Source organism: Lacinutrix sp. Bg11-31 (assembly GCF_002831665.1).
In the GTDB taxonomy this organism is placed as follows: domain Bacteria; phylum Bacteroidota; class Bacteroidia; order Flavobacteriales; family Flavobacteriaceae; genus Lacinutrix.
In genome coordinates, this window is the sequence record NZ_CP025118.1 from 2,549,504 (window position 1) to 2,570,629 (window position 21,126).

The following is a 21,126-nucleotide window of genomic DNA, read 5'->3' on the forward strand; positions in this document are numbered from 1 at the left end:
TAGACACACATAAATGGGATGCCTTTTTTACAAAAAAACGCTTCAAAAAAGAAGGGCTTACCTTATTTAACTAGTAATGCAACAAATCGTCACACTAAACACTGCGAGTCACATCCTATTAAGTCTTACTATTATACAAGATACAATTAAAGCTAACAACTTGTTTTAGACACTTTTAAATAAAATTATTCAACTCAAACTTTCATAACTAAAAATGGATTTAGATGCCATAACTAATCAAAATCTTCGTAACCGCTCTTAATTACTGTAGATATCATCTTAAATTGCTCATTTGCTGTAAAGTAGTGTGATTGATTACCAGGAATGATGAGACCTTCTCCAAGATCTAGCTGATATTCTTTTTTATTAATAGTAAGATGAGCTCTACCATCTATAATCTGTATATAAGTATCAAATGGAGATGTTTTTTCGGCCAGTTCTTCTCCAATATCGAAAGAAACCGCAGTAATATTACCACTGATTTTCTTGATAATAGTTTTACTAACAACGGCATTCGGAATATATTGTATAATTTCCACTATAATATGGGGAGTTGCTTTCTCCATTTCAAATCCGTTTTTTTTCATGATATAGGTTTTTTGGTTAGGTGTTATTGAATGGGTATTTCAATCGCTAATGTACGCACTATATATAAGGCAATGTTCAAAATGAGATATTATTCATTTATTAATATAGATATTGTAAATGGCTTTTTGTGTTATTCAAAATGGCTTCAATGTTTGTTGCTCTAAAATCATTTTTTTTTTGAATTAAACACATTTTATCTATTACAGAAGTAAGTAGTTTACTGTTTTAAAAAAGCAAATTTTTAAGTCTTCTATTGATACTATTTATGAAAATTATTTAATTAGGTTTTCTAGGCAACTGTCTAACTTGATTCAAAGATAATTTAGTAATCACGAATTTAATTCCTTCTATAACTAAAATTAGAAGTCTTAACCTTTATGCTTAATCAATGTTTTTTAGTTTGCATGAGATACGTCGAAATATTTTTCAACCAAATTAAATAAATTGTTTTTATTAATTGGTTTCGATATATAGTCATTACATCCCATTTCAATTATCTTTTCTTGATCGCCAGCTATTACAGAAGCTGTTTGTGCTATAATAATAATGTTATTGTTAAATTTTCGAATTTCTCGGGTGGCTTCAAGTCCACCTAGCTTAGGCATTTGAATGTCCATCAAAACTAAATCAATGTCAGGATTAGCTCTACATAATTCTACAGTCTCTAAACCTGTTTTAGCTCGAAGAATTGTTAAACAATATATCTCAATAAGTGCCGATAAGAGCATTGTTGATATATTGTCATCTTCAGCAATTAATATTTTTAATTTATAATCTTTAGGATCAAGATTTTTTTTAACTTTATTAGGTAAAGCCATGGGTTTAATAGTCTGGACTCGTTCTTTTAATTTACAAGGTATAGTAAAATAAAACGTTGAACCTTTTTTTACTTTGCTTTCTACCCAAATCTTACCACCAAGTAATTCTACATAAGCTTTTGAAATTGATAAGCCTAGTCCTGCTCCCTCGAATGATTTTTCGTCTGAAAGATCGGATTGTATAAAGCGTTCAAATATTGCTTCCTGTCTACTTTTTGGTATTCCAATTCCTGTATCTTTCACATAAAATTCTATCTCTTTTGGCTCTCTTTTTGTTTTCAAACCATAACCTAATTCTATAGTTCCCTTTTCTGTATACTTAATAGCGTTTTTAATCACATTGGTAAGAATACCGTAGATTTTTTCGCTGTCAGAATTAATTATTGCCTCCTCTTCGGATAACGAGTTTTTAATAATAAAACGTATACCTTTTTCTTCGATTTGGGGTTTAAAAAACGAATAAATAAAATCAACTTGCTTGTTAATATTTAATTCCCGTATATTTAATTCCATTAATCCTGATTCAATTTTCGAAATACTTATTATATCATTTATAATATTGAGCATTCGAGTACCGCTTTCTTTAATAATATCTATATATTCTTGCTTCGTTTCTCCAGTAAGTTCAGGTTCATTCAGTAAATCGGCAAAACCAAGAATACCATTCATAGGTGTCCTTATCTCGTGGCTCATATTTGCTAAAAATGCAGATTTTAATAAGTCGCTATATTCTGCTTTCTCTTTTGCCTGGACTAATTCTGCTGCACGTTTTTCTTTCTCTTTATTTTGAAATAAAAGTTCTTTGTTAGCAATAACTAACTCTGCGGCACGTTTTTCTTTCTCTTCATTTTGAAATAAAAGTTCTTTGTTAGCAATATGTAATTCTATGGCACGTTTTGATTTCTCGTGATTTTGGTAGACCAACTCAATGTTTGCAATAATTAATTCTGCCGCTCGCTTCGCTTTTTCATCGTTTTGATAAACAAGTTCTTTATTAGCAATAGCCAATTCTGCAGCTCGTTTTGATTTTTCATCATTTTGAAAGACTAATTCTATATTAGCAATAACCAGCTCGGCTGCGCGTTTTGCTTTTTCTTGATTCATGAATTTAAGCTCCAAATTAGCTATTATCAATTCAGCTGCGCGCTTTGCTCTCTCTTTATTTTTTAAAGAAACACCTTGCATAGCCATCATTAATTCTTGCTCTAGTATATTACGCCTTTTAGGGTCAATGTCTTTTATTGTGCTTAAAAATTCCTGCTGTAATTCTATTATTTCATTTCTAATTTCTTTTTTAGATTCATCTTGGCTATTCATAAATGTATTATTTAATTAGGTAATAAAAAACGTATACTGTTTTAAGTTATAAAGGAAAGAATAAGTATTTCTATAGCTTTGGATTAAATAGGAATTTACAAATGCTATCTTAGATTTCTTAGATAAAATTTAAAGCGGATTTTGGATTTTTAATTACCATTTCAATCGCTATATTTATAACAATAAAGATAATTGTAAACCACAACTTTTAGTTACATACTTTTTTGATAAATTTACACAAATCACAGGTTTTAACTATAAATAACGCTTTACTAAGTTTTAGAATGCTAAAATATAGAAAATTAGTTAGTTATAAAGCATAGTATTGAAAGCAAATTAATAGTTTGAAAAACGAGTTATTCAGCACCTATACCCTACAAATAGAAATAAAAAAAATTTATTTATTGAAATCCAGTAACGGGAACTGGACTTCACTATATTGCGCTATCGCAGCGACCAGAATAAACTTCTCGTTTTTAAAATTTAATCTTATCGCTTTTCGGAAAAAGTGAGAGAAATGCAGCAATAATTTTAAAAACAATATTTACTTTACTTCAAGTTTTTGTGTCGTGGTTTTTAAGCCCTCAATTTATTACACTTTTTATATTGTACCAAGTTTCTAAACGTATGTTTAAAAATTCGAAAGTAACAGCTTATAGAAAAAACAGAACAAAGTTTTATATGGTTTTAGAGAAAACGGTGTGCATTCAGCAATGGAAGTTTACTTAGTGACCCGACTCTGGGCGAGAAACATGAAGAAAAGCTAGATTTCAAGAAGAAATGAGAAACAAGCACAAAACAGTTATGAGAAAGACAGTGAAGCGAAATGCATTCGATGCTGTCTTAAACAGTATTTCAATGTATGTAAAAGGAATACATTCTTCCCAAGCGGGAGGAATTAGTCTTGAAACTCAGTTTTTTATATTGATTATAGCCAAACTTCTTAACAAGTAACTGCTAAAAAATTGATTAGTCTTGGGAAAAAGAAATAGGAACTGTTTCGTTTGTCAAGAATCTGAAAACGGATTTAAAAAAGAGTTTACGAAATATTTAAATTGGAAACTTAAGACGTGTATAATTAATTGCTTTTACAAGTGCAAAAGCTCTAGCTATTAATTTATTTCTAACATTATTTATAGCTAGTATTTTATCTTTTCCTTCAGCTAGTTTTCTTTTTTAATATAAACTTAACTCGCTATAGTCTTGTACACCATATACTTAATAGTCCTAAAATATGTATACACAAAAACCCAAGTATATGTAAAAAAAGGGCGTTCTTAAGCGCATGAGATTCGTTTAAACGCTTCTATTTTAAAAGAATATACGATAGCAAAGCTAAGAATTAGTTCATCAATCTTAAAATAGAAACGGTCGCTTTTAGGTAAAGCAATATTTTCTTCTTAATGCCAAATGTTTCCTGCATCTGCAAAACAAAGCACCTTTAAAAATAATCAAAAAATTGGAAAACGATATTCTATATTTGCTTTTAAACGATTGTTTCCTGTTTCGCCTAAAAATGCAACATCGTCTGCGCCTAATTTGTTATAAATTAAAGTGAACGAACCCTAAAAGCAAGCACACTTTAAGATTCACCAGAGTAATATTGTTGTGCAAATGTTAAAAAATCTGAATTCCTATAAGCCAAATTACATCTTGCAAACGGACTTGTGGCTATTTTTTGTTCTTTTTCAAAGTTAAAATAATAGCTTAAATTGATATCTACTTTTGCATATTATGCACATTCTAAAGCGAAAATTCACTTTGGTTTGTTAGGCTTTTGTTATTTACCAAATAGATTGATTTTCCAGCAATATCAAAATTTAAATTTACATAAAACTGACGCATTTTATTAGCATCCACCAATTTATTATAAGTAAAAGAATAGGTTAATCCTGAAATAAACTCTTTACTAAAACTGCACTTTAAAAAGTAAATTGCCATCTAAAATAGTTTAAAATGCTTCAGAGGTGTTCGATAATGTAGTGTAATTAGTATTAATTGTGTGTTTTACATAACGATTTGCATTCTATAGCTAAATCTAGCATTTGCTGAAGGTAATGCACAAGGTTTGCTTCGGTTTAAATAATCGAAAGCTAAAGAAGTTCTAATTTTCGGGATGGAATATTTAAAATAATTAGCCCTAATTTTTATTGTAAATAATACGCGAAGAAATATGAGTTCTCCTTCTAAACCTAATTATAAACTGATTAATCTAGCTTGGTTTTCGCTTACTATTGGAGTTTTTTACTCAAGTATAAGTGTGTGAAATTTAATATTAAAAAATAAAAAATCTCAGATCATAATTTGATCTGAGATTATAAAACTTATACAGTTTAAGGGTGTTGCCTAAAGAAAATTAAAAAGCCACCAATTAAGGTGGCTTTTTAAAATTAAGTTTAAAAATTTTAGTTTTTAATTAATTTTGAAACATTGCTTTCACCATCACTACTATTTGTAATCATAATAAAATATACGCCTTGTTTTAGGTTATTTAAATTCTCAATACTTATTAAACCGTTAACACTTTGAGATTTGTTATTTGAGATCACTCTTCCGTTTAAATCTAATAATTTAATTTCAAAAGAATCGTTATCAAAATCCGAAGATAAATGAATTGAAATTCTATCATTAAATGGGTTTGGGTGAATTACAACATTTCTAATGCTATAATTATCAACACTTAAAGTAGTGTTGTCAAACGTAATATCTGGGTTTCCATCTACTGGAGTCGTATCTGTTACAATTCCAGAATTTTCATCTGATTCTGTTGCATTATCAATACCATCATTATCAAAATCATCCACACCGTCACTATTACCATCACCATCTGTATCGAACAATAAAGGATCTGTACCAATTAACGCTTCATCTGCATCATTAATTCCGTCGCCATCATCGTCTGTATCTGTAATATCTGGAGTTCCATCACTATCAGTGTCTACTCCATCTGTAATATCTGGGAATCCATCTGCTGGAGTCGTATCTGTTACAATTTCAGAATTTTCATCTGATTCTGTTGCATTATCAATACCATCATCATCAAAATCATCCACACCGTCACTATTACCATCACCATCTGTATCGATTAATAAAGGATCTGTACCAATTAACGCTTCATCAGCATCGTTAATTCCATCACCATCATCGTCTGTATCTGTGAAATCTGGAATTCCATCACCATCAGTGTCTAACAAAGGCGTAGAAGTAACACATTCTGGATTAGTATAAAGTATAGCTGCATTAGTATTAACTGCACCTCCTGTAGAAAATTGTCGCCCTGCAAGAAACACATTCACTCCTGAGTTACAGGCTCCACCATGAGAAAGAAATGTTCCTTTTACAATAGAGTTTGCTCCTATATTAACTGCACCAGTGACAACACCAGCTCCTCCGATCCAAAAAATATTACAACGACTAGCACCATTAGCTAAAATTACTTTTGATCCTGAAGCTACATTAAATGCACCCGCAAATCTCATAACAAATATTGCATCGCTATCTCCACCGCCATCAAGAGTAATTGTTCCTCCTAAAGATCCTGCTGCCATATCATAAACTCCAGCAGATAATGTTTCTCCTGCTCCAAAAGCTGCCGCATGCGTTCCTGTAACAGTCAAAGCCATAAGTGCAGTATAAGCATTGTCTAAATCTGCTGCTGCTGTTGCTGTAAGAGTACTTGGAGTCTCCTCATTTCCTATATGAATTCCAGTAGTATAACCAGCTATAGTTCCTGAATTTGTACCAATATTACCATTAACTCCTGATATACCTGTGTTTGCCACATTACCAGCACTAGAAAAAAGCATAAAATCTGAAACAGATCCTAAAACATCAACAGCAGCGGCAGGAACACAGGCCGCTTCACAAAATATTTCAATTGCTGTTGTACAAGGTGGTTGAGATGCACTTGCACCACCTGCAAGAGTTATTGCTCCAGCCGTGGTAAGCATTCTTCCTTCAAGAATAACGTTTGCCGCAAGACCAACAGCTCCTCCCTTTGAAAATAAGGTACCTTTTATATCGGCATCTGCAGCAACAGATATAGCTCCAGCAGCGATATAAAAAACATTACATGATTGTGTACCATTAGTTAAATTTACAATTGAATTTGCTCCAACTGTAAATGCTCCCGCAAATTTAATAACAAAAAAAGCGTCAGGATCTCCTCCTCCATCAAGATTAAGAATGGTTCCAACCGATCCAGCAGAAGCAATTGAATATACTCCAGGAGTAAGCGTTTCACCAGCTCCAATAGCTCCAAATGCGGCAGCGTGAGTGTTAGGATAGTCAACAAAAAGATCGTTAAGGTGAATATACAATCTCATTAAATCTTTTCTAGCCTGGTCAGTTACAGCATCACCAATGTATTGGTCTCCGTTATTTCCTCCGCTTAAAGATCCAAAAAATGTACCGGAATCGCCATTAATGGTTCCTCCTGAGTTTGCAACACTTCCAGCACCTGTAAAACTTTCAAAAGTAGAAAGTATCCCTAGGTTTGCCGTTTGACTGAAACTTATAGATGAAAACAGCAGTAGTAAAATAGTTGTAATCGAAAGTAATGTAATTTTTTTCATAATAATAGGTAGTATTAAATTTGGTTAATAATAGTATTTATATTAGGTAATAATAGTATTCATATTAGGTAATAATAGTATTCTATTTACAACTATTATAATTTGGAAGTATCTAGAATTATGATACTTCTGAGGTATTGGATAATGTGGTGTAATTAGGATTAATTGTGTGTTTTACAAAACGATTGGCATTCTAAACATAGTTAAATCTAGCATTTGCTGAAGCAAATGTATAGAGTTTGCTTCGGTTTAAACAATTGAAAGCTAAAGAAATTCTAATTTTCGCCGTAATGAACAAAAAGGAGGATGAAAACACTAAAAGTCCTGATATTGTTAGCTTTGCACTAAATAAAAAGCACAAATTCCATATCTGAAAAAGACAATTTGTAAGTAAAATCAGTATATATTCAGCTTAATCATGGCAAGAATATGTTAGAGGAAAGCAAACTTTCATTCAACTGGCAAAGAAGTATGAATGTTCTAAGAGAACGATTCAAAGAAAAATAGATAATCATACAATTCAGCACGGAGAAATATCATCAAGAGCAGTTATTGTTTTGATGGATACCACTTATTGAAAAAGAGGTTTTGCCTTGATGCTTTTTAAGGATTCGATTACAAAAGAAAACCTACTTAAGTATTATGTAAAAACTGAAAAGAACAATCTTTATTTAAGAGCAGTAAATGAACTACAAAACAAAGAGTTTATAGTACTAGCAATAGTGTGCGGTGGAAGGAAAGGACTGTTTCAATTGTTTGACAATATACCTTTACAAATGTGTCAATTTCATAAAGTGCCATTATACGGAGATACATTACAAAGAATCCCAAACTACCTGCTTGTATTGAGCTTAAAGAGATTGTAGCTTTATTAAAGCAAACGGACAAAGAATCATTTGAAGGCTTATTGAATGATTGGTTTACAAAATGGAGCCGTTTCTAAATAAACGTAGCTTAAATGAAAAAAAAAGGTGAAACTATTACACTCACAAAAGATTAAGAAGTGCTTACAGGAGTTTAAAAACGAATCTTAAATGGCTATTTACTTGGTATGACTTCTATGAATTAAAAATACTAAATACAACGAATGCAGTAGATGGCCATTTTTCAGATTTAAAAAATAAATTAAGGAATCACAATGGATTATCTTTCTTACGAAAAATAAAATTCATTGATGAGTTTTTGAAGGCATAAAGGCCTCTAAAAATACAAAAGAGCCTATTGAATAAACTCTTTCATTTGACATTTTTTGTCGGTCATTAACTTATTCCTTAGAAAGGTTGCTCTCCAACAGAGCCTTCTTATTATTCAGTTAATAAATCAAAGATAAAATTAGTTTCTGAAACTCAGATATAGATTAAAATTTACAGCCTCCTTTTTGTCTATTTGACCTAATTTTCGGGATGGAATATTCAATATAATTAGCACTAATTTTTATTGTAGATAATACGCGAAGAAATATGAGTTCTCCTTCTAAACCTAATTATAAACTGATTAATCTAGCTTGGTTTTCGCTTACTATTGGAGTTTTTTACTCAAGTATAAGTGTGTGAAATTTAATATTAAAAAATAAAAAATCTCAGATCATAATTTGATCTGAGATTATAAAACTTATACAGTTTAAGGGTGTTGCCTAAAGAAAATTAAAAAGCCACCAATTAAGGTGGCTTTTTAAAATTAAGTTTAAAAATTTTAGTTTTTAATTAATTTTGAAACATTGCTTTCACCATCACTACTATTTGTAATCATAATAAAATATACGCCTTGTTTTAGGTTATTTAAATTCTCAATACTTATTAAACCGTTAACACTTTGAGATTTGTTATTTGAGATCACTCTTCCGTTTAAATCTAATAATTTAATTTCAAAAGAATCGTTATCAAAATCCGAAGATAAATGAATTGAAATTCTATCATTAAATGGGTTTGGGTGAATTACAACATTTCTAATGCTATAATTATCAACACTTAAAGTAGTGTTGTCAAACGTAATATCTGGGTTTCCATCTACTGGAGTCGTATCTGTTACAATTCCAGAATTTTCATCTGATTCTGTTGCATTATCAATACCATCATTATCAAAATCATCCACACCGTCACTATTACCATCACCATCTGTATCGAACAATAAAGGATCTGTACCAATTAACGCTTCATCTGCATCATTAATTCCGTCGCCATCATCGTCTGTATCTGTAATATCTGGAGTTCCATCACTATCAGTGTCTACTCCATCTGTAATATCTGGGAATCCATCTGCTGGAGTCGTATCTGTTACAATTTCAGAATTTTCATCTGATTCTGTTGCATTATCAATACCATCATCATCAAAATCATCCACACCGTCACTATTACCATCACCATCTGTATCGATTAATAAAGGATCTGTACCAATTAACGCTTCATCAGCATCGTTAATTCCATCACCATCATCGTCTGTATCTGTGAAATCTGGAATTCCATCACCATCAGTGTCTAACAAAGGCGTAGAAGTAACACATTCTGGATTAGTATAAAGTATAGCTGCATTAGTATTAACTGCACCTCCTGTAGAAAATTGTCGCCCTGCAAGAAACACATTCACTCCTGAGTTACAGGCTCCACCATGAGAAAGAAATGTTCCTTTTACAATAGAGTTTGCTCCTATATTAACTGCACCAGTGACAACACCAGCTCCTCCGATCCAAAAAATATTACAACGACTAGCACCATTAGCTAAAATTACTTTTGATCCTGAAGCTACATTAAATGCACCCGCAAATCTCATAACAAATATTGCATCGCTATCTCCACCGCCATCAAGAGTAATTGTTCCTCCTAAAGATCCTGCTGCCATATCATAAACTCCAGCAGATAATGTTTCTCCTGCTCCAAAAGCTGCCGCATGCGTTCCTGTAACAGTCAAAGCCATAAGTGCAGTATAAGCATTGTCTAAATCTGCTGCTGCTGTTGCTGTAAGAGTACTTGGAGTCTCCTCATTTCCTATATGAATTCCAGTAGTATAACCAGCTATAGTTCCTGAATTTGTACCAATATTACCATTAACTCCTGATATACCTGTGTTTGCCACATTACCAGCACTAGAAAAAAGCATAAAATCTGAAACAGATCCTAAAACATCAACAGCAGCGGCAGGAACACAGGCCGCTTCACAAAATATTTCAATTGCTGTTGTACAAGGTGGTTGAGATGCACTTGCACCACCTGCAAGAGTTATTGCTCCAGCCGTGGTAAGCATTCTTCCTTCAAGAATAACGTTTGCCGCAAGACCAACAGCTCCTCCCTTTGAAAATAAGGTACCTTTTATATCGGCATCTGCAGCAACAGATATAGCTCCAGCAGCGATATAAAAAACATTACATGATTGTGTACCATTAGTTAAATTTACAATTGAATTTGCTCCAACTGTAAATGCTCCCGCAAATTTAATAACAAAAAAAGCGTCAGGATCTCCTCCTCCATCAAGATTAAGAATGGTTCCAACCGATCCAGCAGAAGCAATTGAATATACTCCAGGAGTAAGCGTTTCACCAGCTCCAATAGCTCCAAATGCGGCAGCGTGAGTGTTAGGATAGTCAACAAAAAGATCGTTAAGGTGAATATACAATCTCATTAAATCTTTTCTAGCCTGGTCAGTTACAGCATCACCAATGTATTGGTCTCCGTTATTTCCTCCGCTTAAAGATCCAAAAAATGTACCGGAATCGCCATTAATGGTTCCTCCTGAGTTTGCAACACTTCCAGCACCTGTAAAACTTTCAAAAGTAGAAAGTATCCCTAGGTTTGCCGTTTGACTGAAACTTATAGATGAAAACAGCAGTAGTAAAATAGTTGTAATCGAAAGTAATGTAATTTTTTTCATAATTAGGTAGTATTTAATTTGATTAATAATAGTATTCATATTAGGTAATAATAGCATTCATGTTAACTAATAATAGTGTCCATGTTAGGTAATAATAGTATTCATGTTAACTAATAATAGTGTCCATGTTTAGGTAATAATAATATTCATGTTAACTAATAATAGTCTCCATGTTAGGTAATAATAGTATTCAAGCTGGTTAATAATAGTATCCTATTTATAACTATTATAATTTGGAAGTATCTAGAATTATGATACTTAAAGGAGTAATTTTTGCCAAATGTAAGTTTTTTCTTGACAAGAAACATTATATTATCTTTTATTATTTATATTTAAAAGAAACTAGATTATTACTACTGCTGTTTTCATCTGTAAGTTTCAATATGAACAGTTTAGATTGTTGGTTGAAGTTACGTTGTTGTTTCCTTGTCCTACAATTCACTCATCTTCTACTACATTACTACTAAATGGTCCTCCATAGTTTTGAGTAATTTTCTACTATCCTGAATTAAGGCTATATAACTAAAAAACAACTATTTAAAAAAACGACAAAATAATTAGGCGTTACAGCGAACCTTTAAAATTAAATATTTTAGCCGAACTTAGTACTAGATAACATAGAAAACGAGAACTTTTCAAATTCTTTTTTATTGCACCTACAACAATTAATGTATGTATTAAAAATACAATCGTAAATACCTAATGAACATGAGAGTTAAAGTGTAAACTAAAGACAAAAAGCCTAGAATTAAAGCACTTCAAAAAGAGATTGAACAGCTTAAAAAGCTTTCATAAAAAAAATCTAGACACCATAGTTTTAGACTATAGATCTTTTGTGGAACTAAAAAAAAGCTAAAGAGAAATCTAAGGGATTTGCTTCTTTAACTACTATACCTAAATTGTTTTGAACTTAAACGTGATGCGTATTATAAATACAAATCTAGAACTGATAAACGTTTAGATCTAGATGGCTCCTTCAGAATAAAGACTAAAATTAAAAAACTAGTTTTGTTTTTATCTATTTGTTTTTGACTTTTAAACAAGAATATTAAGAAACACTCTTCTAAAAAACCTCATACAATGTTGTTACAATTTCACCTTTAAATTCAGGTAAGCTAACAGTTAATAATGATTTCTCCGCTTTTACCTTAAAATTAAATGGTGCTTCTAATAAGTTTAAACCGCTTTGTTTTTTTAATCTAATGCCTTGACCAGAAATAATATCTTTATTCGGAATAAACGTTCCTTGCGGTAAATGCTCAGTAATAATAACGTACTTATACACCTTAAGTTTCGAGATAAGGCTTTGCACTTCTGTATTCGATACATGTTGCAAAACTTGCCTTAATAAAACACAATCCCCAGAAGGTAAATTATCTATAGCAATATCCAAACACTGGAATTCTAGGCTTTCTGCTTTAAATTGCTCTTTATTGTGTTTTATAAGATCTAGGACTACATCTACTGCAATATATTGCTTGGTATGGTTTACTAATTGTTTTCCTATATTAAAATCTCCACAACCTAAATCGCATACAGTAAGAGGTTTTTTAAAGGAGGTTAAAAAGGATGTTAATACGTCAATATATGGGTTTACTACATCTGGATGATGTGATCCTAAACCAGAATAAAAACGAGCTTCGTTACTTCCCCAAAGGTTCATTTTATAAACCTGCTCCATAGCGTCCTTAGTTGGCCAGGGCTTCTTTACTCTTTTTGGTTTATTTTCCTTAATATTCATCTACGCTCTATTGGCAAACCACAAACTAGATTGATAATTAAAAGTTAGCGTTTTATTTCCTCCACTCTAAACTTTCCATAATTCTCATAATATCCTTTTGCAAATAGTTGGCAGCAGGTAAAATAGAATCGTAATTTGGCTTAGCATAGAAATAGAGAGAACCTGTAATAAAATGATTAATACTATCGGTTACATAAAACTGCGATTGTGATGCAGCATTGCCACCAACATTGTAAAACATGCCGTAAACTCTACGTTCTGGATTTTCGTATACAATTCCATCTATAGCATCTGCTTTTTGCGTATGCTCTTCTGTAAAATTTTGAGCGTTTATTAAAAAGGTTCTTAACAACTTCTCATCTTTATCAATCGCTTTATAAGTAATATAAATTGTGCCTTTAAGATTGGGGTACTCTATATTAATACCATAACTAGTAGTTTCGCCTTTAAGTGTTTTAGTTCTCAAGTTTTTGCCTAATGCATTACGATCGAAGGTAAAAGGCATTTTTGTAATGTCTTCGGTTTTATATATTGCTTCAGGATATTCTAAAGCTAGGTAAGCTTTGGGTTTTGGTCTTGGGTCATCGTTGCAACTTATTATAATTACTAATGTTACAAGGAGAAATAATATTTTTTGTTTCATATAAGATAGTTCTCGACTGCGCTCGAACAAGCTAAGACTGCTTGAGGTTTATGGTATCGTGACTTTTACACGTTTAATTCGTTTTTTATCTAAAGCTTCTATAGTAAAAACATAGTTTTCGAAATTTATTTTACTCGCTTGCCTTGGGAAGCTTCCTGAGATTTCTAAAATAAATCCTGCAAGTGTTTCGGCTTCACCTTTTTTACCTTCAAAAATGGTTTCTGCTTCAAGCTTTAAAATTTTATAAAAGTCTTTTAAAGCTGTTTTTCCTTCAAAAACATAATTGTTATCGTCTAGTTTAGAATAATGGACATCTTCGTCATCAAACTCATCGCTAATATCTCCAACTATTTCTTCAATTATATCCTCTAAAGAAACCAAACCAGAGGTTCCTCCATACTCGTCTACAACCACAGCTAAATGCACTTTCTTTTCTTGAAACTCAGACATTAAATCGTCTAACTTCTTGTTTTCAGGTACAAAAAATGGTGCACGAAGTAAGGTTGTCCAATCAAAATCTTTTGTATCGATATGTGGTAATAAATCTTTTACATATAAAATACCTTCAATAGTATCTACATTGTCTTTAAAAACTGGAATTCTAGAATACCCATTAGAGGTTATTTCCTTTATAATATCGTTATACGATTGCTCTATATTTAAAGCAAAAATATCTAGTCGAGGTCGCATAACCTGCTTTGTATCTGTATTACCAAAAGAAACAATTCCTCTTAGTATTTTGTGCTCTTCTTGAGTGGTATCTTCATCGCTAGTAAGTTCTAAAGCTTGCGATAATTGGTCGACACTAAGGTTAGATTTCTGCTTTCCTAATTTATTATGAATACCAAGTGTTATTGCGCGCATTGGTAAACTTATAGGTGAAAAAACAAAATCTAATACTTTTAATGGATACGCCATAAAAGACGCAAACTTTAAATTATTTCTACTAGCATATACTTTTGGTAAAATCTCTCCAAAAAGTAATATTAAAAAGGTAACTACTACTACTTCTACAACAAATTTTACAACCGTATTAGTAATACTTTGAAACATGTAATTACCAAGAAATGCAAAGAGAATTACAATGCCAATATTTATAAAATTATTGGCTACTAATATCGTTGCTAATAATTTTTTTGGTCGTTCTAATAATTTATTAATTATCTGAATTGCTTTACTAGACTGCAACTCCTCTTGCTCTAAATCTGTTCTGGTTAAAGAGAATAATGCTACTTCTGCTCCAGAAATTAATGCTGAAAAAAATAGCAATACAAAAAGCAAAACAAAGCCAGAGATTAAAGAAAAATCTATTGCTAAAAAATGTATTAATAAACTCGTGGGTTCAGGGTCCAATGCTTATAAATTAAGATTAAAATGGTAAATCGTCATCACTAGCAGCTTTTCCTGCAGTTTCCGGATTGTTTTCCACCTGTTTTTGTGGTTGTGCAGTTTGCACAGCAGCAGCTTGACTATCTTTTTTTGTAGTTAAAAAAGTAAAATCGGTAGCTTGAATTTCTGTACTGTAACGATCGTTACCCGTTTCGTCTTGCCATTTTCTAGTTTTAATTCTTCCTTCGATATATACTTTATCACCTTTGGTTAGGTACTTTTCACAAATCTCTGCAGCTTTATTTCTTAAAACAATATTATGCCATTCTACAGTAGTAACACGCTCGTTTGTAGTTTTGTTAGTATAGGTTTCGTTTGTTGCTAACGGAAATCGCCCAACACAGCCACCACCTTCGAAATAGTGCATTTTAACTTCATCTCCCAAATGCCCAATTAGCATCACTTTATTTAACGTTCCTGCCATATTATTATTTAATTACACTGCAAAATTACATTTTTACCTATTGATAAACTTAAATATACTCAAAACATTTAGGCTTTTGAAGAATTTAATGCATTTATTTTTTCTTTTATCAAGGCATAAACTTTCAAATATAGCCCGTATTAACTTCTCTAATTTTAACTAAGAAAAAGAAAGGCTAATTTATCTTAAATAACTAAAAATTAAATTTTTCTATAAAATTACCTATTAATATTGGCACAGGAAAGTTGGTTATTTTATCTACGGAAACACCTTCCGGAAACTTTTTATTTGTTGTAACAATCCAAAACTTAGTAAATAAATGTTGATGAGAGAGTTTGTGTATAATATCGTCTTCATTATATAAAGACACACTAAAATTTTTATTTTCTAATATCGAAAAGCCCTTCAGTTCTTTTTCAATTTCTGTTATTTCTGAAGGTTTTAATGTTTCAATTAAAGGAAACTGATACAGATTTTGCCAAATACCTTTGCCTTCTCTTTTTTCAAGAATCGTTTTTTGATCTGATGATAACATCACAATAAAATTGAAGTATTTTTTCTTCACCTTTAAACTTTTCAGCTTAACTGGTAAATCGCCTATACTCTCTTTTTGAAGCGCAACACACTTGTTATTAAATGGGCAAACACTACAATCTGGATTCTTAGGCTTGCATTGTATAGCACCAAACTCCATAATAGCTTGATTAAATGTTGCCGGCTTTTTTTTATCTATAAGTTCTTGTGCTAAGGCTTTAAACTCTTTAAAACCTTTACCTGTATTAATAGGTGTGGAAATACCATAAATTCTAGATAACGCACGATAGACATTACCATCTACAACTGCTGTTTTTTCATTAAAACAAATTGAAGCAATTGCACTTGCAGTATAATCGCCAACTCCTTTTAACTTTATTATCTCATTATGTGTATTAGGAAACGTTCCATTTAACTCTTCTACTATATATTTTGCCGAAGCATGTAAATTTCTGGCTCTAGAATAATAACCTAAGCCTTGCCAAAGTTTTAAAATTTGAGATTCTTGGGCATTAGCTAAATCAAAAACAGTTGGGTATTTAGTGGTAAATGCGACGTAATATGGAAGCCCTTGAGCAACTTGTGTTTGTTGTAAGATGATTTCCGACAGCCAAATAAAGTATGGATTTGTAGTGTTGCGCCATGGTAAACCCCTCTTATTTACTGAGTACCAAGTGATTAGTTTTTTTGTTATATTCATTTATCCTATAAAATTCACAAACAAAAGTAATTCTTTATAGCATTAAATTTTAATGAATTAGGTTTGAAATATTGAATATTTAATCCCTATATTTGCCAACCCTTAAGAATAGTAATAACACAAACAAGAGAAAGACAATGACTAAAGCTGATTTAGTATCAAAAATTTCTGAGAAATTAGGAATTGAAAAAGGAGACGTTCAAGCGACTGTAGAAACATTCATGGAAGAAGTAAAAACATCTTTAGAAGGTGGTGATAATGTTTATTTACGTGGTTTTGGAAGTTTTATAATTAAAAAGAGAGCTGAGAAGACAGGTAGAAATATTTCAAAAAATACGACTATTAAAATTCCAGCACATAACATACCAGCATTTAAACCTGCAAAAGTATTTGTAGAAGGTGTAAAAACTAATGTTGACGTAAAGTAATTACAACATAAAACGAATTATTAATTTAAAACCAGACATCTTATGCCAAGCGGTAAAAAAAGAAAGAGACACAAGGTTGCAACGCATAAGCGTAAAAAAAGAAGACGTGCTAACCGTCACAAAAAGAAGAAGTAATTCAAAAAAGTAGTTTTTATAACTACTTTTTTGGTTTATTAGAAACAACGTTCTTTGAAAACGAACTTAACTATAAACATGTAAAAACCTTGCGTGTAGTATAAGTTCTTCGGATTTTTATTAAAAAATCCTGTGAATGTCTTATTTATTTAAGACATCCTGTTTGGTAAAATTTACCAAACAAAATAATGTATAATCCATCTGTTATACCTAGTGTATAATAGATTAAAATTAACAGTATGAATAAAGAATTGATTATCAGATCTAATTCTGACGGTGTTGATTTTGCCTTATTAAAAGATGGAAAACTTATTGAATTACATAAGGAAGAAGATAGTAACAACTTTGCTGTTGGTGATGTGTTTATTGCCAAAATACGTAAAGCTGTTCCTGGACTAAATGCTGCATTTGTAAATGTAGGTTACGAGAAAGATGCATTCTTGCATTATCACGATTTAGGGCCAAAAATATCTTCTCTCTTACAATTCACAAAACGTGTAAGCACAGGTAAATTAAACGACTTCTCATTAAAAGATTTCCCATTTGAGAAAGATATTGACAAAGACGGCAAAATTGCCAATGTTATAAAGTCAAATCAATCCATGTTGGTACAAATTGTAAAGGAACCTATTTCTACAAAAGGCCCAAGAATAAGCTCTGAGCTTTCTATTGCTGGTAGATACATAGTTTTAGTACCTTTTAGCGACCGTATTTCTATTTCACAAAAAATTGAGGACAAAGCAGAAAAAGACAGACTAAAACGTTTGGTAAAAAGTATTACACCAAAAGGTTTTGGAATTATTGTACGCACAGTGGCAGAGGGAAAAAAAGTAGCCGAATTAGATAAAGATTTACAAAATTTGTTAGGTCGTTGGACCACAATGTGTAAAAAGCTACATAAAGCACATCATCCCTCTAAAGTACATGGCGAGTTAAATAAAGCCTCTTCAATGTTAAGAGACATTTTTAACGACTCGTTTACGGGTATTCAAGTAGACGATGAAGCGCTTTACGCTCAAATTAAAGATTATGTGCAAGAAATTGCACCAAATAAAGAATCAATAGTCAAACTACATCAATCTAACACTCCTATTTTTGAAAAATTTGGAGTCGATAGACAAATTAAAACCGCTTTTGGAAAAACGGTTTCAATGGCAAAAGGTGCCTATTTAGTTATAGAACACACAGAAGCTTTACATGTAGTTGATGTAAACAGTGGAAACAGGTCTAACAAGGCTAATTCCCAAGAAGAAACAGCCTTAGAGGTTAATATGATTTCTGCTACTGAAGTTGCAAGACAACTTCGCCTTCGAGATATGGGAGGAATTATTGTTGTAGATTTTATTGATCTTAATAAAGCTGAAAACAGAAAAAAACTCTTTAATCATCTTCGTGATGAAATGAAAGATGATAGAGCTAAACACAAAATATTACCTCCAAGTAAATTTGGATTGATTCAAATTACAAGACAAAGAGTTAGACCAGAAATGAACATTAAAACCAGAGAGGAAGATCCTAATGGTAATAATACAGAAGAGGTTGAAGCTCCAATTGGAATACTAACTAAAATCAATCATGATTTAGAGGTATTATTAAAAAAAGACTATACTAAGGTGACTTTAAACACACATCCTTTTATAGCAGCCTTCTTAACAAAAGGCTTTCCATCTATTCGTTCAAAATGGTTTTTTGAACACAAAAAATGGGTTAAAATACAACCCAGAGATGCTTACACATACTTAGAATATCATTTTTTAGATAAAAATGGTGAACAAATTAAATAGAAAAAAGCCGCAACTTACGTTGCGGCTTTTTTGGTTTTATACTAAAATAAAGGCATAACAAAACCAGAGAAATTAAATTCTTTTGTTTTTTTACTTTACAAATCATTGCTATTAGTATAGAACATATAGATAGATTTAAATTATATTTTTAGCGCTTGAAACAGATTTCTCATCACATAAAACATTAAAACAAAAAAAAGGTGCAACATATGTTGCACCTTTTTTTTGTTTTAATGAAGCTATTATAGCTTAGACTATTTTACTCCTTTTTAATTATTACTTGGTCCACCACTCATAATTCTAAACTGAGTTCTACGGTTTTGTTGGTGTTGGTCTTCTGTACAATTATCACCACAATCTACTGCTAATTCTCTTTCGCCTTTTCCAGCTCCTGAGATTCTTATTGCATCGATTCCTTTGGAGATAATATACTGTACCGATGTTTTTGCTCTTCTGTCTGATAAAGCATCGTTATAACGGTCTGAAGCTCTAATATCTGTATGTGAGGTTGCATAAATAACCATGTTTGGATACTTATTCATCACTTGTACTAAATTGTCTAATTCAAAGGCTGCTTTAGCTGTAATGTTAGATTTATCGTAATCAAAATAGATTGGGTTTAATACTACACGCTCTACTTCTATAATTTTCTCGATTGGATCTAATGCAATTTCTACTGCTACTTCCTCTTCGTTACTACCTGCTATAGAAAGTTTGTTACTTTCGTAATCCTTCATAGTTACTTGTAGTTCTGTTTCTGTTTCACATTCTACAATGTATTCTACTATTCCTTCTGCATTTGCGGTTTTAGTAGACAAGATGTTACCTTTACTATCTACTAAAGATGCTGTTGCTCCTGCTAATGGTGCTTTTGTTTTGTTGTCTAATATTGTAGCTATAATTTGTACATCGCAAAGTGGTTGTATTTTTTTAATCGCATAAATATCATCATCTCCTTTTCCGCCTTCACGGTTTGAAGACACAAAACCTTCGCCTGTTTCCTCGTTCATTGAGAATGCAAAATCGTCTCCATTAGAGTTTATCGGTATTCCAACATTTCTAATCGGTGCCATTTTTCCATCGATTTCTTTTGTATAAAACACATCCATACCTCCAAGTCCTAAATGACCTGTTGATGAGAAATAAAGTGTGTTGTTATCACTTATGTGTGGAAACATTTCATGACCTTCTGTGTTTACTTTTTGTCCCATGTTTATAGGAGTACCTATTTGACCATTACCATCGATAGTGGCTTTGTAGATGTCGTACCTTCCAAAACCACCTGGCATATCACTTGCAAAGTATAATGTATTACCATCTGCACTTACGCTTGGGTTTTTTATAGAATAGTTTCTACTGTTTATTGTTAATGCTTCTATGTTAGAGAACTTGTCTCCACTTTTAGTTGCTTGGAACATATGTAATACACTGTACTTTGTGTTAGATACTGAATCTTTCTCGTAGATGTTTTCGTAAAAACTCTCTCTTGAGAAATATACGGTATTCCCGTTTGGAGAGAATGACATTAAACCTTCATGGTATTTTGTATTCATTTTATCTCCTAACATTGTTTCTTCTTGGTACGACCCATCTTCTGCTTTTGTAAAAGAGTACATGTCTAAAAACGGTTGTTCGTTCCATCCGTAATTTTTTCTAGCATCGTTTCTTGCCGAAGAGATGTATAATTTTCCATCTTTAACAGTGCCTCCAAAATCTGATACAGCCGAATTAATATCCATATTCTGAACATTAAATTTCTTCCCACCTTTTAAAATTTTTGGTAAGTAATCTGGGTTGGATAAAAACATTGCTGCTCTATCGTCTCCTGGACGCATAGATGCAAACTTTTTCATTTGTGTGTTTGAGACTTCGTATTTTCCGTTTGCTTTTAGCATTTCAGAATACTTATAAATCATTTCTGGCTCTTGTGAAGTTTCTAAGGCTTTTGCATACCACTTTTCTGCTTCTAGAGTATTAAAAACATTATAATTTGCTTCTGCTAAACGTCCGTAAACGTATGCATCTGCTGTTCCTTTTTCGGTTAGCTTAGTATAGTCCTCTATGGCTTCTACAAATTGATATTTCGCAAAATGTTTATCGGCTTTCTTTGTTGCCTTAGTTTGCGCTGTCAGGCTAAAGCTACTTAGAATGACTAGTGTTATAATTAGTTTTAAATGTTTCATCTGGTCG

At 31.9% G+C, this 21,126-nt stretch carries 13 protein-coding genes; 2 read left to right on the forward strand and 11 right to left on the reverse strand.

What is annotated here, in order from left to right:
- Positions 1-233 precede the first annotated feature (233 nt).
- The 10 genes from CW733_RS11525 to mutY all read right to left on the reverse strand — a co-directional run bounded on the left by CW733_RS11525 (position 234) and on the right by mutY (position 16,589).
- Complete coding sequence (locus tag CW733_RS11525; protein WP_100997318.1) at positions 234-587, reverse strand: cupin domain-containing protein; 354 nt, start codon at positions 585-587, stop codon at positions 234-236.
- Positions 588-983: 396 nt separating this feature from the next.
- The gene (locus CW733_RS11530; RefSeq protein WP_232730357.1) at positions 984-2,723 is read right to left on the reverse strand and encodes an ATP-binding protein; all 1,740 of its coding nucleotides are present in this window, start codon (positions 2,721-2,723) and stop codon (positions 984-986) included.
- 1,743 nt (positions 2,724-4,466) lie between these two features.
- Entirely contained in the window at positions 4,467-4,664 is a 198-nt protein-coding gene (locus CW733_RS11535) for a hypothetical protein (RefSeq protein ID WP_100997319.1), read from the reverse strand.
- 464 nt (positions 4,665-5,128) lie between these two features.
- The gene (locus CW733_RS11540) at positions 5,129-7,297 is read right to left on the reverse strand and encodes an ice-binding family protein (RefSeq protein WP_100997320.1); all 2,169 of its coding nucleotides are present in this window, start codon (positions 7,295-7,297) and stop codon (positions 5,129-5,131) included.
- 1,692 nt (positions 7,298-8,989) lie between these two features.
- Positions 8,990-11,158, reverse strand: coding sequence for an ice-binding family protein (locus CW733_RS11550; protein ID WP_100997320.1), 2,169 nt, complete (start codon positions 11,156-11,158; stop codon positions 8,990-8,992).
- Positions 11,159-12,221: 1,063 nt separating this feature from the next.
- Entirely contained in the window at positions 12,222-12,899 is a 678-nt protein-coding gene (locus tag CW733_RS11555; RefSeq protein WP_100997322.1) for a methyltransferase domain-containing protein, read from the reverse strand.
- A gap of 52 nt (positions 12,900-12,951) precedes the next feature.
- Entirely contained in the window at positions 12,952-13,542 is a 591-nt protein-coding gene (gene gldD, locus CW733_RS11560) for a gliding motility lipoprotein GldD (RefSeq protein ID WP_100997323.1), read from the reverse strand.
- 48 nt (positions 13,543-13,590) lie between these two features.
- Complete coding sequence (locus CW733_RS11565; RefSeq protein WP_100997324.1) at positions 13,591-14,895, reverse strand: gliding motility-associated protein GldE; 1,305 nt, start codon at positions 14,893-14,895, stop codon at positions 13,591-13,593.
- 16 nt (positions 14,896-14,911) lie between these two features.
- Positions 14,912-15,355 (reverse strand): single-stranded DNA-binding protein, encoded by a 444-nt coding sequence (locus CW733_RS11570; protein WP_100997325.1) that lies wholly within the window; start codon positions 15,353-15,355, stop codon positions 14,912-14,914.
- A gap of 193 nt (positions 15,356-15,548) precedes the next feature.
- Positions 15,549-16,589, reverse strand: coding sequence for an A/G-specific adenine glycosylase (gene mutY, locus CW733_RS11575; RefSeq protein WP_100997326.1), 1,041 nt, complete (start codon positions 16,587-16,589; stop codon positions 15,549-15,551).
- 137 nt (positions 16,590-16,726) lie between these two features.
- Between mutY and CW733_RS11580 the strand changes: the two genes are divergently transcribed.
- Positions 16,727-17,017 carry an HU family DNA-binding protein gene (locus CW733_RS11580; RefSeq protein WP_055447926.1) on the forward strand — a complete coding sequence of 97 codons (291 nt, stop codon included), beginning with the start codon at positions 16,727-16,729 and terminating at the stop codon, positions 17,015-17,017.
- 374 nt (positions 17,018-17,391) lie between these two features.
- Complete coding sequence (locus CW733_RS11585; protein ID WP_100997327.1) at positions 17,392-18,936, forward strand: ribonuclease E/G; 1,545 nt, start codon at positions 17,392-17,394, stop codon at positions 18,934-18,936.
- Positions 18,937-19,205: 269 nt separating this feature from the next.
- Here the strand turns inward: CW733_RS11585 and CW733_RS11590 are convergent, their stop codons facing one another.
- Positions 19,206-21,119 (reverse strand): OmpA family protein, encoded by a 1,914-nt coding sequence (locus tag CW733_RS11590; protein WP_100997328.1) that lies wholly within the window; start codon positions 21,117-21,119, stop codon positions 19,206-19,208.
- Positions 21,120-21,126: the final 7 nt, after the last annotated feature.

Excerpts from the sequence above, each read along its gene's own strand:
- CW733_RS11540 (WP_100997320.1), bottom strand. The coding sequence starts at position 7,297 with ATGAAAAAAATTACATTACTTTCGATTACAACTATTTTACTACTGCTG.
- CW733_RS11550 (WP_100997320.1), bottom strand. The coding sequence starts at position 11,158 with ATGAAAAAAATTACATTACTTTCGATTACAACTATTTTACTACTGCTG.
- CW733_RS11590 (WP_100997328.1), bottom strand. The coding sequence starts at position 21,119 with ATGAAACATTTAAAACTAATTATAACACTAGTCATTCTAAGTAGCTTT.
- mutY (WP_100997326.1), bottom strand. The coding sequence starts at position 16,589 with ATGAATATAACAAAAAAACTAATCACTTGGTACTCAGTAAATAAGAGG.
- CW733_RS11570 (WP_100997325.1), bottom strand. The coding sequence starts at position 15,355 with ATGGCAGGAACGTTAAATAAAGTGATGCTAATTGGGCATTTGGGAGAT.
- CW733_RS11535 (WP_100997319.1), bottom strand. The coding sequence starts at position 4,664 with ATGGCAATTTACTTTTTAAAGTGCAGTTTTAGTAAAGAGTTTATTTCA.
- CW733_RS11525 (WP_100997318.1), bottom strand. The coding sequence starts at position 587 with ATGAAAAAAAACGGATTTGAAATGGAGAAAGCAACTCCCCATATTATA.
- CW733_RS11585 (WP_100997327.1), top strand. The coding sequence starts at position 17,392 with ATGAATAAAGAATTGATTATCAGATCTAATTCTGACGGTGTTGATTTT.
- gldD (WP_100997323.1), bottom strand. The coding sequence starts at position 13,542 with ATGAAACAAAAAATATTATTTCTCCTTGTAACATTAGTAATTATAATA.
- CW733_RS11530 (WP_232730357.1), bottom strand. The coding sequence starts at position 2,723 with ATGAATAGCCAAGATGAATCTAAAAAAGAAATTAGAAATGAAATAATA.
- CW733_RS11580 (WP_055447926.1), top strand. The coding sequence starts at position 16,727 with ATGACTAAAGCTGATTTAGTATCAAAAATTTCTGAGAAATTAGGAATT.
- CW733_RS11555 (WP_100997322.1), bottom strand. The coding sequence starts at position 12,899 with ATGAATATTAAGGAAAATAAACCAAAAAGAGTAAAGAAGCCCTGGCCA.